The 16,203-nt window shown below is 65.4% G+C and carries 12 protein-coding genes; 5 read left to right on the forward strand and 7 right to left on the reverse strand.

Annotation, left to right across the window (positions count from 1 at the left end; genetic code table 11):
• Positions 1 to 22: 22 nt before the first annotated feature.
• The 3 genes from ACIA8L_RS21035 to ACIA8L_RS21045 all read right to left on the reverse strand — a co-directional run bounded on the left by ACIA8L_RS21035 (position 23) and on the right by ACIA8L_RS21045 (position 4,021).
• Positions 23 to 529 (reverse strand): hypothetical protein, encoded by a 507-nt coding sequence (locus ACIA8L_RS21035; protein WP_395906900.1) that lies wholly within the window; start codon positions 527 to 529, stop codon positions 23 to 25.
• A gap of 426 nt (positions 530 to 955) precedes the next feature.
• Positions 956 to 1,993, reverse strand: coding sequence for an FAD-dependent oxidoreductase (locus ACIA8L_RS21040; protein ID WP_395906902.1), 1,038 nt, complete (start codon positions 1,991 to 1,993; stop codon positions 956 to 958).
• A gap of 51 nt (positions 1,994 to 2,044) precedes the next feature.
• Positions 2,045 to 4,021, reverse strand: a complete 1,977-nt coding sequence (locus tag ACIA8L_RS21045; protein WP_395906904.1) for a hypothetical protein — start codon at positions 4,019 to 4,021, stop codon at positions 2,045 to 2,047.
• Positions 4,022 to 4,174: 153 nt separating this feature from the next.
• Between ACIA8L_RS21045 and ACIA8L_RS21050 the strand changes: the two genes are divergently transcribed.
• Genes ACIA8L_RS21050 through ACIA8L_RS21060 form a run of 3 tightly spaced genes read left to right on the forward strand, consistent with a single transcriptional unit; the run spans position 4,175 to position 8,481 of the window.
• Positions 4,175 to 5,149 (forward strand): phosphotransferase family protein, encoded by a 975-nt coding sequence (locus ACIA8L_RS21050; protein WP_395906906.1) that lies wholly within the window; start codon positions 4,175 to 4,177, stop codon positions 5,147 to 5,149.
• A 48-nt stretch (positions 5,150 to 5,197) separates the two neighbouring features.
• Entirely contained in the window at positions 5,198 to 6,988 is a 1,791-nt protein-coding gene (locus ACIA8L_RS21055; RefSeq protein ID WP_395906908.1) for a PAS domain-containing protein, read from the forward strand.
• A gap of 29 nt (positions 6,989 to 7,017) precedes the next feature.
• The gene (locus ACIA8L_RS21060) at positions 7,018 to 8,481 is read left to right on the forward strand and encodes an ArnT family glycosyltransferase (RefSeq protein WP_395906910.1); all 1,464 of its coding nucleotides are present in this window, start codon (positions 7,018 to 7,020) and stop codon (positions 8,479 to 8,481) included.
• On the opposite strand, the gene ACIA8L_RS21065 is transcribed toward ACIA8L_RS21060, so the two are convergent.
• Positions 8,482 to 8,922: a universal stress protein gene (locus ACIA8L_RS21065; RefSeq protein WP_395906912.1), complete on the reverse strand. Its 441-nt coding sequence runs from the start codon at positions 8,920 to 8,922 to the stop codon at positions 8,482 to 8,484.
• Positions 8,923 to 9,152: 230 nt separating this feature from the next.
• Between ACIA8L_RS21065 and ACIA8L_RS21070 the strand changes: the two genes are divergently transcribed.
• Positions 9,153 to 9,359: a S8 family serine peptidase gene (locus ACIA8L_RS21070; protein WP_395906914.1), complete on the forward strand. Its 207-nt coding sequence runs from the start codon at positions 9,153 to 9,155 to the stop codon at positions 9,357 to 9,359.
• Positions 9,360 to 10,315: 956 nt separating this feature from the next.
• Here the strand turns inward: ACIA8L_RS21070 and ACIA8L_RS21075 are convergent.
• From ACIA8L_RS21075 to ACIA8L_RS21085, 3 genes are read right to left on the reverse strand one after another with little or no spacing between them, the layout of a single operon-like run.
• A complete protein-coding gene (locus ACIA8L_RS21075; protein WP_395906915.1) occupies positions 10,316 to 11,170 on the reverse strand; it encodes an NUDIX hydrolase in 855 nt (284 codons plus the stop codon).
• Positions 11,163 to 13,934: an SIR2 family protein gene (locus ACIA8L_RS21080; protein ID WP_395906917.1), complete on the reverse strand. Its 2,772-nt coding sequence runs from the start codon at positions 13,932 to 13,934 to the stop codon at positions 11,163 to 11,165. The genes ACIA8L_RS21075 and ACIA8L_RS21080 overlap by 8 nt, the downstream gene beginning before the upstream one ends.
• Positions 13,921 to 14,952, reverse strand: a complete 1,032-nt coding sequence (locus ACIA8L_RS21085) for a radical SAM protein (protein ID WP_395906919.1) — start codon at positions 14,950 to 14,952, stop codon at positions 13,921 to 13,923. The genes ACIA8L_RS21080 and ACIA8L_RS21085 overlap by 14 nt, the downstream gene beginning before the upstream one ends.
• A gap of 191 nt (positions 14,953 to 15,143) precedes the next feature.
• Between ACIA8L_RS21085 and ACIA8L_RS21090 the strand changes: the two genes are divergently transcribed.
• A complete protein-coding gene (locus tag ACIA8L_RS21090; protein ID WP_395906921.1) occupies positions 15,144 to 16,052 on the forward strand; it encodes a hypothetical protein in 909 nt (302 codons plus the stop codon).
• Positions 16,053 to 16,203 lie beyond the last annotated feature (151 nt).

The raw sequence follows: 16,203 nt of genomic DNA on the forward strand, positions 1-16,203 counted from the left end.
GCGGGTCTACGGTCGGGCCGGGTCAGGCTGGGAGGGGGAGCTCGGCTCGTTCGCCGGTGGCCTCGTCCCAGACGTCGACGTGGCGGCCGTCCGGGGGGCGGTGTCTGGGGTTGGTGAGGAGGTTGGCGAAGCGGGTCACGCCGTTGCGCCACCAGGTGCCGTCCGGGAGGCCGAACAGGTTGGCGTCCAGGGTGGAGTGGACGGTCACGGTCAGGTCGGACCAGGTGTTGCTGGCCGTCGGCACCGGGTGGGGGGAGGTGGCGTGGATGGTCGTGGCCTTCGACAGGTCGGTGTACCACATGCCGGAGCGGATGACGTCGGCCACCGGACGGGGGTCGGCTCGGACCTCGGCGCCGCGGACGGTGGCGGACAGGGCGCCGTTGTGGTGCAGGGTGAGGTCCACCGCCGGCGTCTTCGGGGCCAGGCGGAGCAGGTCGGCGGCGGTCCAGGCGGCGATGACCAGGGGCCAGTCCTCGGCCGGGTAGGCGCCGAAGTACAAGCCGGGGTTCGCCTTGACGGAGCCCGCCACCGACCTCACCCGTGTGCGCAGGCTCGGTAACCCATTGTCAGCCACGGCGGAGACTTTGACAGTCGCGCCCTTCGATGTCCAGACCCTTGCACCCTGCCGTCCAGATTTAACACAACGCCAGCGGGCGATGAGCCTCATGGCCCATAGGCCGATTGGCCGCACGGCGCGGGAGTGCTGGCCGGGGAATGCCGGGCCGCCTCGGGGTGGGTTCGGCCCGCTGACGGCAGGAGCGCGGCCGGCCGGACGCTGGGCGACCCACCCACGACCGCGGCTCGCGCGACCGTGGCTCGGCGACCGTGGCTCGCGCGAGCTACGCCGGCCGGGCTGTGGGCTGCGCGGCTCCGCGCGTCGGCGGCGAGCTGCGAACGAGAGTCGTCGGCGAGCCTTGAACATGGGTCGGGGCGGGCGGTGAACGTGGGTCCGGGGCTAGAGGTGAGCGTGGGTCGGCGGCGGGCGGTCGGCGCGGGTCTGTGCGGCTATCTGGTGGACGGCGGCGCGGCCGGCCCGGTTGGCGCCTACCGTGCTCGCCGACGGGCCGTAGCCGATCAGGTGCAGGTTCGGCTCGCGGAGGACCTGGGTGCCGGTCATGCGGATGCCGCCGCCGGGCTCGCGCAGGTGCAGCGGGGCCAGGTGGTTCAGGGCGGCGCGGAAGCCGGTGGCCAGGATGATTGCGTCGAACGGTTCGAAGTGGGCGCCCCACATGGCGCCGCCCGGGACCAGGCGGTCGAACATCGGGTGGCGGTGCAGGGCGCCGCGGGCCTCCGCCCGGCGGCTCAGGGCGGTCCAGCCCAGGCCGGTGACGCTGACGACGCTGCGCGGTGGCAGGCCGGCCTCGACGCGGGCGGCCACCTGGGCCACGACGGAGCGGCCGTGGTCCTCGCTGAACTCGCCCTCGTGGAACACCGGCTCGCGGCGGGTCACCCAGTACGAGTCGGGCAGCTCGGCCAGGACGTGGATCGCCGAAGCCCCGCCGCCGACGACCAGCACCCGCCGATCCGTGAACTCGGCCGGCCCGCGGTAGTCGGCATAGTGGCGAACAGTACCCATAAAGTCCGAAATTCCCGGAAAAAAGGGCACATAAGGCGACGTCCAGGTGCCGGTCGCGTTGAGTACCCACCGCGCGGTCAGGCCGTCGACCGAGAACAGGCCGTCCGGGCGCCGCGTAACCGAACGGACCGGCGAGGGGCGCCGCACGGGCAGGGCGAACGCCTTCTCGTAGGACCGGAAGTACGCGGAGACGACGTCGGCGGCGGAGCCGGCGGCCGGCGGGGTGAACGGCAGCCCGGGGAGATCGAAGATCCGGTGCAGCGCCGAGACCGAGAGCGACGGCGACCGGTACTGCCACGCGCCCCCGGGCCCGGCCGCGGAGTCGAGCACGACGAAGGGCAGACCGCGCCTGCGCAGCCAATACGCCGCGGAAAGCCCGGCCTGCCCCGCGCCGATCACCGCCACGTCCACATCCACATCAGCGCCAACACCGGCGCCGGCGCGAAGCATGGCCGAGGGTGAGCAGTCTTACTTCGCCTTGCCCTTCACCAGAGCCCAGGCGGTGGTGTTCAGCGTGTCCTCGGTACCCAGCAGACCCTCGTCCGGCGTGTAGACGTCCTCGCCGAAGTCGTAGTCGAAGTCGTCCGCCGTGCCGCCCACGTTGTCGGGGCCGACGCCGAACAGGCCCGGGAACGCGCCGCCGGCGTCCATCAGGTTGGGGGTGGTGTTGAGCGGGTCGGTGTGGAAGCTGCCGTAGAGGTGGCCGGCCTCGTGCGAGATCACGTTGCCGAGCGCGGTGCCGATGAACTTGATCTTGTTGCTGGCCGGGGTGATGTACGTGTTCAGCGACGCGCTGTCGCCGGCCGGGTCGCTGAGGTAGTCGAGCAGGATGATCGCGCTGTCCTCGGTGGCGTAGTTGCCCGGGTCGATGTACTGCGCGATGCCGATCGTGTCGACGCCCGACTCCGCGACCGTGCCGCCGACGACGAGCCGGTGCACGTTGGGCTGGCCGAACGGGTCGGCGTCGTCGCGGCTGTTGAGGATCTTCAGGCCGATGCGGGGGTCGGTGCCGCGGGCCTTCGCGTCGGCCAGGATGTTCTCCCGGACGGTGGCGATGACCTGGTTGATCACCTTGTCCTCGTCGGCGGAGGACAGGCCCCACCGGCCGAGGAAGCCCTGCAGCGGGCTGAGCTGGCGCACGCCCGGGCCGCCGAAGATGGCGGTGTTGATGCGGGCGCCGTCGAAGTCCAGGAACAGGGTCTGCGTGGTGCCCTGCTCGAGGGCCTCGGGCCCGGGCCGGTACGCCTCGAGCGTGACGTCGTACTGCCCGTTGACGCCGCCGCCGATCTCCAGGGTGTAGCGGCCGTCGCGCGGCGCCACGTAGGAGACGACCGCGTTGCCGCCGCCCGGCAGCGGTGAGGCCGGTGCGTAGATGAAGCTGGCGTCCTGGTCGGAGCCGAAGACGACCCGGCCGCTCGGCTCGCGCACCGTCAGCAGGCTGCTGTCGCCGGTCACCGAGGCGCCGATGACGTCGCCGGCGAGCAGGTCGACGGCGTAGAAGTCGTGGTCGGGGAACGCCAGGGAGGCGTTGAGGCCGTAGGCGCCCTCGCGGCCGGTGCCGAGGCCGCTGCCGGAGTCGAACGGGTCCTCGGGCAGGACCGTGCCGAGGCCGAAGCCGGAGATGAGCAGGAAGTAGTCGCCGGTCGCGGGGATCGTGAACACGAGCAGGCTGCTCAGGCCCGGTCCGCCGTCATCGTCGGCGGCGACGATCGCGCCGGTGGCGTCGTAGAGGGTGGCCACCGTGTCGAGGGTGCCGGTGGTCGCCGCGACGAGCTGCTGGCCGGCCTTGCCGTGGACCTTGACGAAGTCGAAGTCGCCGCTGCCGTCGCCGGTGCTGCCGTGCGGCCCGTCGCCGATCGTCCCGGTCGTGGTGAACGCGTTGCGGTTGGCGCCGAGGCCGAACTCGAACGCCAGGGGGATCGAGCCGTCGTCCTCGGCCGCCGGGCTCAGCGTGGACGGGCTGACCGCATCGGGCGAGAACTGCCCGAGGATGCGGACCTTGTTGTTGAGCTTCTTGCCGGTGCCGAAGCCCTTGATCAGCTCGGCCGTCGCGTGCGTGTCGTTCGCGCCGTTGACGCCCTTCGGCTCGGCCTCGTCGTGGATGATCGGGCCGGCCGCGGCCAGCTTCTTCCGCTGCAGCTGCTGCTGCTGCTGGGCGCGGGCGGCGCCGGCGGCCTTGGCCTGCTCCGACCAGTAGTACTTGTCGACCTTCGACGGGTCGCGCAGCAGCGCGGTGTACGGGTTCGCCGTGCCGGAAGCGGCGAGTTTGCCGGTCGCGGTCTGTTTCGGCACCACCTGGATGCCGGCGGCCAGCTGCCGTTTGATTCCCGCTTGCAGGTCACCGTACGGCGACGAGGGTGCGGCGCCCGCCGGTGCCTGGGCGACCACCACCACGGTCCCGGCGATCAAGCCGGCCACGGCGATGCTCGCGAGCCTTTTCCTCACTTGGCCTCCCCATTGAGTAAGGCTGTTTCGAGCACGCTATGACCAGCAAGGTCACTTGCACCACCCTTTCTTATGTTAAAGATGTAGATCAATGTAAAATGGGATCTTGTAGCCTATGGTCGTCAATGTCTTACGCTCCGGTACCGTGGGGCGGTGCCCGCCGTCATCAGCCCGACACAGCGCCAGCTGACCCCCGACGCCGTCGCCGCCCTGCTGCGGCAGCACTTCAGCCGGACCGTCGTCCACTGTGGACCGCTCTCGGGCGGCACCTACGCGGCGGTCTGGGCGGTCACGCTCGATGACGGCACCGAGGCGGTGGTCAAGATCGGCCCGCCGCCGGGGGTGCCGCTGCTGCGCTACGAGCGCGGGCTGATCGCCGCCGAGGCCCGCTACTACCGCCTGGCCGGCACGTCCGCAGAGATCCCGGTGCCGAAGGTCCTCGATGTCGACGACGACCTCGTCCTGGTCGAGCGGCTGCCGGGGCGCCCCCTGACGCAGATGCCGGAAGAGCACAAAGCGACTGCGGATTCTTCGGTACGGCATGATCTTGGCGCTGCGTTGCGTCACCTGCACGCGGTGAAGGGCGACCGGTTCGGCTACGACGGCGACGGCCGGACCAGCGCCGGCACGTGGCCCGAGGCGTTCGCGGCGATGACCGCCGACCTGCTCGCTGACGGCCGGGACTGGGGCGTCGCCCTGCCCGTCGCCGACGACGAGATCATGGCCACCGTCGACCGGCATGCCCGCATGCTCCAGGAAGTACCCACGCCGGCTCTTGTGCATTTCGATCTTTGGGACGGCAACGTCCTGTGCGAGGACGGCCGGCTCACCGGACTTGTCGACGGGGAGCGGTATTTCTGGGGCGACCCGCTGTACGACTTCGTGTCGTCGGTGCTCGGGCGGCGGATCGAGGACATGCCGGCGCACCCCGTCCTGCACGGATACTACGGGCGAGTTCCCCATACGTTCACATCGGCGGAACGTGCGCGGCTCATGCTGTACCGGATCCAGTTCTGCCTGTTGCTCCTCATCGAGATGCCGAGCCGGGCCATGGTCGGCGAAACGGAGCGCGAACGCCGGGAATGGGTCACTCCCTGGCTGCTTTCGGAGCTGCGGGATCTGGGCTGATCAATCACGATGTGATACAAAGTACGTTACCGAGGGTGAGGACGATCAATGAGTGCGGTGACGGGCAGGCGCCTGCTGATCGGCTACGCCGCGCTCATGGCCGCACTGGCGACCGTGCTCGCCGTGTGGCCGGCGCTGGACTCCGTCGTGTGGGCCGCGATCGGCCTCGCCTCGGCCGGCGCGATCGTGCACGGCATCATGCGGTATCGCCCGCCGCGCTCCGGGCCGTGGTGGGCCCTGGCCGCCGCGCTCATCGCGATGATGGTCGGCGACTTCATCTACGGGCTGATCAGCGACGCCCAGAGCGCCGGCGGACCGGCTGCGCCGCCGGCCCTGGCCGAGCTCGCCTACCTGCTGATGTTCCCGATCGTCGCCGTCGCGCTGGTCGGCCTGACCCGGGCCGGCACGTTCCTCGACGACCGCACCCGCCTGCTCGACCTCCTGGCCCTGGGCTCGGCCGCGCTGCTGGCCGCCTGGGTGTTCATCGCCTCACCGCGCATGGCCGACGGCATGAGCGCGGCCGAGTGGTCGACCCAGGCCGCGTTCACGCTCGGTGACGTCATCGTCATCGTCGTGACCGTCCGGCTGGTCTCCGCCGCCCCCCGCAACGCCGCCGCGCGGCTGCTGAGCGTGGGCGCGGCCGGCATGCTCCTCGGCGACATGGCCTACGGTGTCGCCCAGGCCGACGGCGGCCTGCACCCGGGCGGGCCGGCGGACTTCGCATACGTGCTGCTGTACGCCGCCTGGGGGGCCGCCGCCCTGCACCCGTCGATGACGGAGCTGACCGCGCCGGCGAGCGGCCCCGTCCGCCCCGCGCGGGAGTCCGTGCACGGCCTCGGCCTGGCCCTGCTCCTGGCCTGCGTGGCGTTCGCGCCGCTGATCCTGCTCGTGCAGGCCCTGACCGGCGGCGTCCACGACGGCCCGATGATCGCCGTGACCTCCGGCGTCACCCTGGTCCTGCTGGTCGTGCGGCTCAGCGACGCGGTCGGCAAGCACGCCAGCGCCCTGCGCCGGGAGCGGGCGCTGCGCGAAACCGGCACCGTCCTCGTCGGCGCCCGCGACGCCGGCCAGGTCGCCGCGGCCGTCAAGGCCGCCGTCGCCACCCTCCTGCCGGACGAGGCCCCGCACGCGATCCTCGTCGACTTCAGCCTCACCGACCTGCTGCCGCTGGGCGAGCTGTCCGCGCCGCGCATCCAGCCTGTCGGCGACATCCCGCCCCTGTGGAGCGCCAAACTGTCCGAGTGGGACCACGTGCTGGTCTGCCCCCTCGACGCCGGCGTGCTCTACGTGGCCGGCCGCCGCCGCGACCTGCTCACCGCCATCGACGCCGTTTCCGTCGTCGCCGGACAGGCCGCCCTGGCCCTGGCCCGCATCGGCCTCACCGACGCGGCCAGCCGCCGCGACAGCGACGAATACCTCCGCGCCGTCACCGAACACGGCGGCGACGTCGTCCTGGTCCTCGACGACGACCAGCGCATCCGCTACACGAGCCCGTCCGTCGCCGAGGTCCTCGGGATCTGGCCCACCCCGTTCGCGACCCTCCGCGAGATCGTCGCCCCCGAGGACCGCGACCAGGTCGAGCACACCGTGGCCCGGGCCCGCGCCGAGGACCGCGACGGCACCCGCGACACGTGGAGCCTCCGCCGCCCCGACGGCACCCGCATCCTGCTCGAGGTCATCTTCCGCGACCTGCGCGACGACCGCCTGGTCCGCGGCATGGTCGTCACCCTGCACGACGTGACCGAGGACCGGCGCACCGAGCACGAGCTGCTGCGGCGCGCCTTCAACGACAAACCGGCGGCCCAGAACCGCGACAGCTCGGCCCGCAAGTTCCAGTGACCCCCGTCGAGGCCGCCCGGTCGGGGTCTATGGGGGAACCGATCGCCGACGACCGCATCCCGGTCCCGGTCTGGATCATCGCGGCCGCATTCGTCGTCGTCGAGCTGGCGTTCAGCGCCGGCTACGGCTTCCAGCAGGACGAGCTGTACTTCATCGAAGCCGGCCGCCACCTCGCGTTCGGGTACGTCGACCAGCCGCCCCTCGCACCCCTCCTGGCCCGCGTGGCCACGATGCTCGGCGGCGTCCACCCGACGGCGGTCCGCGTCCTGCCGGCCCTCGAAGGCGGCGCGATCGTCGTCCTCGCCGCCCGGCAGGCCGTGATCCTCGGCGCCGGCCGGACGGGCCGCATCCTGGCCGCGCTGTGCCTGGCCACCGCCCCGGTCCTGCTCGGCGCCGTCCACATCGCCAACACCACCCCACCGGCGCTGCTGGCCTGGACCGTGGTCGTCCTGTGCGTGACCACCGCGATCGCGCGGGACCGCCCCCGCTGGTGGCTCGGCGCGGGCCTGGCCGCCGGCCTCGGCCTGCAGGTGAACAACCTGATGGCGCTGCTGCTCCTGGCCCTGGTGGCCGGGCTGCTGGCGACCCGCCGCTTCGACGTCCTCGCCTCGCCCTGGCCGTGGCTGGCCGCCGCGCTCGCCGCCGCCCTCTGGCTGCCGAACGTGCTCTGGCAGGCGACGCACGGCTGGCCGCAGTTCGCGATGGCCGCATCCCTGCACGAGCAGAACACGTCCGCGGCCGCCTACATGGGCGGCCTGCCGGCCCAGCTCATCTACGGGGGCCTGCTCACCGGCCCGATCCTGGTCGCCGGCCTCGTCCGGCTGTGGCGGACCCCGCGGGTGCGCTACCTGGCGGTCGCGGCGACCCTGGTGGCGGTCTACGTGCTGGCCTGGGTGCCCGGCAAGCCCTATTACACATCAGGACTGCTTCCGGGGGTACTGGCCGCAGGATCGGTGGCAACCGAACGCTGGTTCGCCCGGGGCCGCCGCCCCCGCCGACGGCGCATCCCGGTCATCACCGCCATCCTCGTCGCCGGCCTGGCCACACTGCCGTCCGTCCTGCCGGTCTGGCCGGTGCGCGACCTGCACGCGCACTCCACCGGCAACGACGTGGCCGACACGGTGGGCTGGCCGGAGCTGGCCGCGTACGTCAGCCGGGTCGTCGCGTCCGGCCCGCGCCCGACGTCCATCTTCACCGGCAACTACGCCGAGGCGTCGGCCCTGGACGTCCTGGGCCCGCCGGACCTGCCACCGGTGCTGTCGGGCCACAACGCGTACGGCACGTGGGGCCCCGGCACCGCATCCGACCTCACGGTCCTGGCGGTCGACGCCGCCGACCGCCTCCGCCCGTACTTCGCGCTGTGCCGCTCCGTGGGCACGTTCACCACCCCGTACGGCGTCGACAACGACTTCAGCCCCCTCGACGTGAGCCTGTGCACGGCCCCGACGGCCGCCTGGCCGGCCCTGTGGCCCGACCTGACCCACACCGACTGACTACGGCACGACGGTGACCGGCCAGCGCCCGGCCTTCACCAGCCGCACCGCGAGGGACCCGACGAACCGGTGCCCGAACCGCCGGCTGGCCCCCACGACGACGGCGTCGGCCCGCAGCTCGGAAGCGACCCGCACCAGCTCCTGATAGGGGTCCCCCCGCACGGCGACGAAGTCGGTGGTGACCCCGGTGTGCAGGGCCCCTTCCCGCACCTGCCGCCGCATGTCCTCGATCGACTCGGCGATGGCCTGCTCAACGGCCCCCGCCGCCTCCGCGACCAACCGGCTCGCCGCCGGCGCCCCGGTAACGTAGACAACCACCAGCCGGGCCCGCTGCCGCCGAGCCAACCCAGCCGCGTAGGCCCCGGCGCGCATGGACGTGTCCGTACCGTCAACCCCAACCACAATGACCTTGGGCCCGTCGGTACCGTACTCGAACTGCACGCGAACAGGATGCCCCACAACCCGCCCGCTTTCTCGCCGGGGCCGACCCTCCCCCCAGGTCGTGAACAATCTGTCACAAACCCCACCCCGCCGCGCTCCGCGTGGACCCCCTCGACCCGCCCCCCCGCCGACCGGGGCGCCCGGGTGGCGAACCTGAGCCTGGGCCAGGCTGACAGCCCGGATGTCGACCCGATCGACGACGGCGCCAACCGGCTCAGCGACCAGTGCACATGCTGTTCGTGGTGGCGGCCGGCAACAACGGCGAGCGACGGCTCCCGGTGAGCACGCCGAGTACGGCCGACGCGGTGCTGTCGATCGGCGCGGTCGACTCCCGCACCGGCGAACTGCTGGCCTGGGAGGAGGTCGAACGCCCGACCGACACGGTCGCCGGGGCCATCCTTGTTCCTCGGCACCAACACACGGACAAGCTGGGGTGACCCGGCCCAAGAACATCAGCTGCAGCCGAAATCTCGACCATGCCCGGACGGTACACACCAGGACCGCCTTCGCCGCACCGACATCGAGAATCCCGGCCCCGCCCGACCGACGCTGATCCTTGAACTCGGAGATCAATAACGGCGGGGGAAGCCCCGTGGCCGACCGCCTCGTCTACCTGCGAACCGCTGGATCTTTGTCGTGGTCTCAGCACTATCGATCCAGGCGGTACGCCGATGAGCGCCGCCGCCCCGCCGTGGCGGTCGATGGATGCCGAGTCAGCGCCATGTGCAACGGCAAAGGCTCATCCGCCACACCGATCACGCGAGTCGGTACACGCTCAAGTCCTGTCGAGAGCCGGCGCCGAGCGCCCGGCGTCGGGGCTGAGCTCAGCCCCTTGCGGTCTGGCGCCCGTGGCGTGGATCGTGCGGGGCGTGGGTGGAGGCAAGGCCTCCCCCGCCGCGCCAACGGCGCAATGTTGCAGTGGAGCGGACGATGCACCATGCGAACCGACGGATCTTCGCCGAGGGCATTGCTCTGCCGATTCGCGCGGTCCGCCGATGAGACGACGCCCATCGCCCGAGCCGTTCGGCGGATCCGGGCAGATCACGCGCGATGCCTACCGGGCCCCGGCTGCTGCGTCCGACCCTGCCGCAGGTACGCGTTCATGCCGATGAGAATGCGACGACCACAAAGTTGGGGGCTTCGATGGTGGAACGACAACAAAAGAGCGGTAGATGGCCATGCGACCCGGTGATCTTTATCTTAGGACTGGGACTCCCGCTCCGAGTTTATACAGATGATCTTTGGCGCGCCACCCGTCGATTCAGCCGGTGTGATCGGCCAACAAGTTCTGCAGCAGCCATACGAGACGAGCGTCGACCAAGCAGCTGGCATCCGCGCCAAGCGACGAGTCCGGCGATCGACATAGAAACCATGGCCGCAGTCTCACGCCATTTTACAATTCCACGAACGGGGCGTCTGTCTCGAACAGGCTGAGCTGGGCGTAGCCGTTCTGAAGCTCTCGATGAAGCGCCAGCTCCTCCCTTGAAAGAGGGTCGGATGCGCCACGGATTGCACGATACGCCACGGACCCTGACGGAAATAGCGATCGCACCTGCTCAATTGTGTAGCTCCCGCGGACGTCGTACAGACAATATCCCTTTTGAAGTCGCAGGCCAATGTCCGCACGCAGCAGATCAAGCGCATCATCGGGAGAATCGACTGTGAACTGCCGAAGCTGCCTTTCGCGACGCTCGCCTTGCAGGCCCATTCGAAGAAAGACTTGCGGCGACTGCCCCAAGGCCAAATACGAGATGTAGCGGCTTGCCCGACCATTGGAAGCTGCGCAGAACAAGAATATCGCGAGACTTGGAACAGCGTCTTGAGGTCCTGGTAGCCTATCCCGTTCCCGAAGCGCGTCCAGAAACGGAACCGATGGCTCGAACAGCGGGGTCGGCAGGTCGTCCAGTCGCCACCAACGTAGACCCGCACACTTCTCGGGCTCCAAGTTACGAATCTGCCCTTGATAACGCGCTACCTGCACGCCAATCTGTACATAATGAGTGTCCCTATAAGGAGTATTTACGAGCTTCCAAACGTATAATTGTCGAGCGGCAATACCGGTCTCCTCTATTAACTCGCGCCGTGCTGCCGCCTCAAACGATTCACCAAACTCGAGATGTCCGCCAGGAAGTCCCCAGTGGCCATCTCCGAAAACATTTTTTCGAAGTCCGAGCAATATCGTCCGTGGCTGACGATGCTGCCTCACAATAGCCTGAACACCAATATATGGCCGCGCGGAGTCAGCCATTATCAGTCTCCTTCGAATTCTCCCGGATTTGCTTCGGCCGCAGTCGCGAGCCGATTAGCTTGGCGACATCGCGGGCTGAAGTAGCAAGATCACTATTTCCCATGCGATCTGCCAAGCTAGCGACAAGTTCATTAGATTCAACGATCCCTCGTAACCACGAGACCTTCCATGCGTACGCAAGCGTCCGCTGCGCAAGGTCGAGTGCCTTCTCATTCTCCCGACCAAAGACAGCCATGCACGATGCCTGTCCAAGCATCGCGATACCAACCTCACGACTGTTGGGATCAGAACGACCCTTAGCTGCGATCTCCGCGCGGCGATACAAGCTCGATGCATGATCTACGGCGCCTTGATCCTTCAGCCGCCCCCCTAGGGCCAAATACGCAGCGGCCTCCGAGTTGAGCAGATCGATTGCTTCGTCGGAATCCCTATTCCATGTCCTTCGGCAAATCTTCGCCGCTGCTTCCTGGTGCTCGCTGACGCCGACTGCATTACCGGTTCTCCCGTAGGCGACAAGTGCGCGACGATGAGCCTCGAATCGCAAACGGTTTTGCCTCGGATTCTGTTCAAGTGCCTGCTCCGCGAGGTTGGCAGATTCGACGTAATTTTGACGCAGGTAATACTTAATCCAGCTCCACCAGATCAGCCAATCAGCCCTCTCCGCTCGCCGAAGCGGCTCATCTATCATTCGCTCACACCAAGCTTCTGTGAACGTCCAATACCCGCGTTCAACGATGTACGAGAATAGGTTCCGATAAACGTTCGTTAGCGTTACGTACTCACGATCGGCAAACGTGCGCTCCATCAGAACCTTTAAATTCTCGAACTCCTTATCTAGTTCAGCGAAATTTGACCAATCTGCGCGCGGCTGCCCGCCATACTGCGCCGCCCAATTCGCCAAATGCCGAAAGGCTTCCGCTTCACGTGAACCGTCCTTGTCCAGACGCTTGCTCTTCACCGCCATGAAGTCGCGCACAATCGGGTGCGCCCAGGTAAATTGCCCACCCTGCAGTTCTTTAATCAGATTTGCACTAATCAGTAGGCCTAAAGACCGCTTCATATTGCCAACACTCAACCCCGAAACCGCGGAGAGTCCTTCCGGGGTGAATGTCAGGGGAAAGTTGCCTGCACAAATGAGACACTGCCTCTCTGAGCGGCTCAATCCGGAGTAAAGACCACCAAGAATGAAGTCGTAGACATCCTGCTTGACGCGCCCTTCTACCTCATCGACGCGCAATAGCGTATTAGAGAGAGTGGTCAGCATAATGATCATGGCTTCCGGCCATCCATTAGATGCTATCAGCAGCCGCTCAATATCGGCTGCGCTTGCGTTGCCGATTTTTCTCTCCAATAGAGGACTCCGTCGCATCCACAGATTTACGAGTTCCGCCATTTCGGACTTAATGAGGCCGGCATGCTCTACTTCCCATAGACCAGGAACGACAAAACGCAGCCTCCTGGCATCCCTGATCGTCACCAGAACTTGGGTTGGGCGAGGAACCCTTCCAAGTAACTCGAAGACTGAAGGGTCGACCTCGTCCGCGTTGTCAATTACCAACAAGCAGCGAGTTCTCCCGAAATAGTCCATCAACCGTTCGCGGCTATCATCACCCGCGTCGGAATTACTAACCCCTATCTGCAATTGCAGAAAGCATTCGTCGACAACATCGGCAGATGTCAGCGTCCGGTCCTTAGCGCTGATTACCGCTAATCCGATGTAGGATTCAGAGAGACCCTCAAGTATATGGCGTATCGTCGCCGTCTTCCCTGCGCCGGGTAAGCCAGAGAGGCAAACTACGCTCGAACTCTCGTCCGCCAACGCAGTTGTCAAGCGCGAGATTGTCTTTCTCACGCCATCATCGTGGGCAACAAAAATCCCTCGCGCATCGGTCATCTGCCTGATCGCCCGAGTGGTCGCCTGAGATCTAGTACTGGCATCGTTCAGACTTGCGACAAACGAGTCAAAGCCATCCATTACACATAGAAAACAGGACGGCGAGGAGTCTATTAGATTCTTGACTCGCTCATTAATTTGCTCGCCATTGCGGACAAGCCAGTATAGGTCCAAGCCTCCTTCTGAGCGCTTGGCAGCAGTTAGTACCTCCATAACGCTCTCATCGCGGCCGGAGTACCCAACCACGATCAAACCACCCCGACTACAAGCGTCGGCGATTTTTACCGCCTGTGACGACTGCGTAGTAATTCCATCGGTAGCCGTGGAAAGGCCTTCAAAAAGATAGTCACCGTGGAGTCTATAGAGCACTGGTGCTGATCTCGATGCGGAGTAGGTCGTGTGCTCGAAACTTTGGACGACGCGCAGGTCAACCATGGTTCCAACCGAACGCTCTATTAGATCATCAAAGTTAGTCGTATAAATCCTAGATATCATGCCTGAGCTGACAAGATTCGCGAGCGTCCAGTGAGCTGGTGACGGCGACTTATGTGCGAATAGGCCTTCGAGGAAATCACGGCGTTCGTCTTTAGTTTTGAAAGATCGATCGAGACAGCGCGCATAGCGCTCTTCGTCATGCGTGACCGAATCCGTTTCCGGTGGTGCCACAAGACTTAGGCCGGTGACCGTCTGCGCGTAAGATTTCCCTTGATCTGGCCCTTTGAGCTCACGATCCAGAAGCAGGCGGATCTCGTCGGCAGCCGGAATACCCGCTCCTACTGAGCAGCCCGCACCAAGGAACAGGCCAAATCGCCCCGCGTTCAACGGGTTACGGACGAGATCGATTACCGTCCGGATCTCAACTTGACGCATCGTGAGCTCGTTCGTAGATACACACGGGAAGAAAATTCGTATTCGAGTTGGCGAGCGAGGGAATGACGCCGGTCCGTGCAGGACAGCCATCTGCTAGGTGATTATGGCAGATAGAGAGTTCGTTAGGGGCGTCTGCGCGTAGGACACGCCCGTCGCGCCAGCGGTAACCATTCAGGTGAGGTTGATCAACCAGCAGTCCGCACGCGTAGACTGATCCATCTGGCATGAACTGCAAGTTTGAGGTGTCTCTGACGGCGCATGAAGTCGCAGCTGAATCGCCGCGGTTTCGCACGTCGACGAACGCACGTTGGCAATCTATACGAAGATCTTGACGCCTTGGTGAATAGGCTTCAATAAAGGTACAGAGACCTATCCATTCTTCCGGACTGATGGTCAATTGACCTGCGCTGGCACGCCCAGTAGGCGACACCCAATGTATGTTGAGACGACTGCAGCTCGACGCTTCTGCGAGCTCGAGGAGACTCTCGAATCGCGCCAAAGATGCCGGCGTGATGCTCGCAGTAATCACGCTAGGGATCTTTTCTTCGGAAACCGCCTCGATCGTTCGCATTGCTTGATCAAACGCACCGTGGCCCCGGATTGCGTCGTTGGTTTCGGAATCCGGGCCGTCAAGACTTACATAAACTACGTCCATGTATTCGCGCGCTGACGTCTTCAGAAGTCGCCGAAATGGCCGCGATCCGTTCGTGACGAACCTAATCGAATCGATACCGATCTCACGACACTTAGCAAGAACTTCTCCTACATTCCGATGTAGCGATGGCTCACCACCAAGAATTGCGACGTCGGTAATGCCTGAATTTTTGGCCCATCGCACTATTTCGGTAACGTTCTGCAGCGACATCTCGCGTCCGGCCCGGAAATATTCATCGCCCAAAAAGCATGTTTTACACTGCAGATTGCATACGCTGTTTATATACAGGTCGACGCTATCTCCGCGATAGTCGTTTGAACGTAGCTCAATGTTGCGAAACCTCGGAGCTGGTCCTTGCGACATCACAGCCCACCTCAGTGTTCATGGTCGGGTGATCATTCAACGTTGTTTCCTCTTTCTTCGATCGGATCAACGTTGAGATCGGTCGTATTCCGGACCGTCTTCCTTATAACTTTGCATCAACTTTACGCTTGGATTCGGTCAATGTCGATGACCCGGGTGACCATCTTGCCACCCAGCCGTAACATGGCACTATGAGTATCAGCATGCCCCCAACAGACAACCCAGCCGGGCGGCTGTGGGCGATCTTGGTAGCGGCGCAGGCAGTCGACCCGGATGCGCCCGCCCTCGCGGGGTGGACCACCGCTCTCGGCGTCGACGTGCACCGAACGTCAGATACGCTTAGGGCATTCTCGCTTGTCGCAGACCTCAATGCCAAAGTTCGTACGCAAATTGCCGAGCTTCCCTTTGAGGCCGACCCAAGCGCAATAGCATCGCATCTCGGCGAGATCGATGGCGTTATCGACCGCCTGCCACGCCTCGCTGACTACTCGATGAGTTGGTCCCTTGCGGGCCTCACGGATGCCGGGATGCTGTCTTTGCGCATCTGTGCATCGACGCTGGGACGCTACCTCTCCGAACCAGTGCTCAGCCGAGATCAGCTTCGCATTTTGTCTACCCAAGTAGATGATCTTGTGGAAAGCGTCAGATCCTCCTCCGATCTCGATGCTAGACTTCAGCGGTTCATTCTTGATCTATTACTGAAGGTAAAGTTTGCTCTCGACAACTACCGAATCCTGGGCCTGCTTCCCCTAGAGGCGGCTACTAACGAATTGGTCGGCGCTCTAGCTAGACAGTCTAGCGTCCCTGATCAGATCGCCGAAAGCAAGCTTGCGAAAGGCTTCTTTGCATTCTTCGTGGCTATTGACTTGGCACTGAATGTTGCAGCGAATATTCACAGCCTGGAAAAGCCTCCAGCGAGTTCGCCTTCACCAGTCGTTATCCAGGTAGTCCAACGATGTGATCTCCCAATAGAGCTGCCTCGTGATGCCTGGTCACCTGACGACGGTCTTTCTCATGCAAAACCTCCAGACCCACCGACCAAACACGGGCGAAGTGGCGGCGCTCGTTCGTCGGTCCCGCATGACTTGCCAGATTTTTAAACAGACGCAGCCGCACCGAACGTAGGTGCACCTCACTGTGTAGGGATCATCCAACGCAAAGTGCTATATGCGTGTCGGCTCCTTGCACTGGCCGAACGCATCTAGGGCATGCGGTCCGACGTCGCCTGACGTGGTCGGGCGTGCCTGAGAT

The organism is Dactylosporangium sp. NPDC051541 (genome assembly GCF_044454505.1).
GTDB lineage: Bacteria > Actinomycetota > Actinomycetes > Mycobacteriales > Micromonosporaceae > Dactylosporangium.

Excerpts from the sequence above, each read along its gene's own strand:
- ACIA8L_RS21055 (WP_395906908.1), top strand. The coding sequence starts at position 5,198 with ATGAGTGCGGTGACGGGCAGGCGCCTGCTGATCGGCTACGCCGCGCTC.
- ACIA8L_RS21060 (WP_395906910.1), top strand. The coding sequence starts at position 7,018 with ATGGGGGAACCGATCGCCGACGACCGCATCCCGGTCCCGGTCTGGATC.
- ACIA8L_RS21070 (WP_395906914.1), top strand. The coding sequence starts at position 9,153 with ATGCTGTTCGTGGTGGCGGCCGGCAACAACGGCGAGCGACGGCTCCCG.
- ACIA8L_RS21075 (WP_395906915.1), bottom strand. The coding sequence starts at position 11,170 with ATGGCTGACTCCGCGCGGCCATATATTGGTGTTCAGGCTATTGTGAGG.
- ACIA8L_RS21080 (WP_395906917.1), bottom strand. The coding sequence starts at position 13,934 with ATGCGTCAAGTTGAGATCCGGACGGTAATCGATCTCGTCCGTAACCCG.
- ACIA8L_RS21085 (WP_395906919.1), bottom strand. The coding sequence starts at position 14,952 with ATGTCGCAAGGACCAGCTCCGAGGTTTCGCAACATTGAGCTACGTTCA.
- ACIA8L_RS21090 (WP_395906921.1), top strand. The coding sequence starts at position 15,144 with ATGAGTATCAGCATGCCCCCAACAGACAACCCAGCCGGGCGGCTGTGG.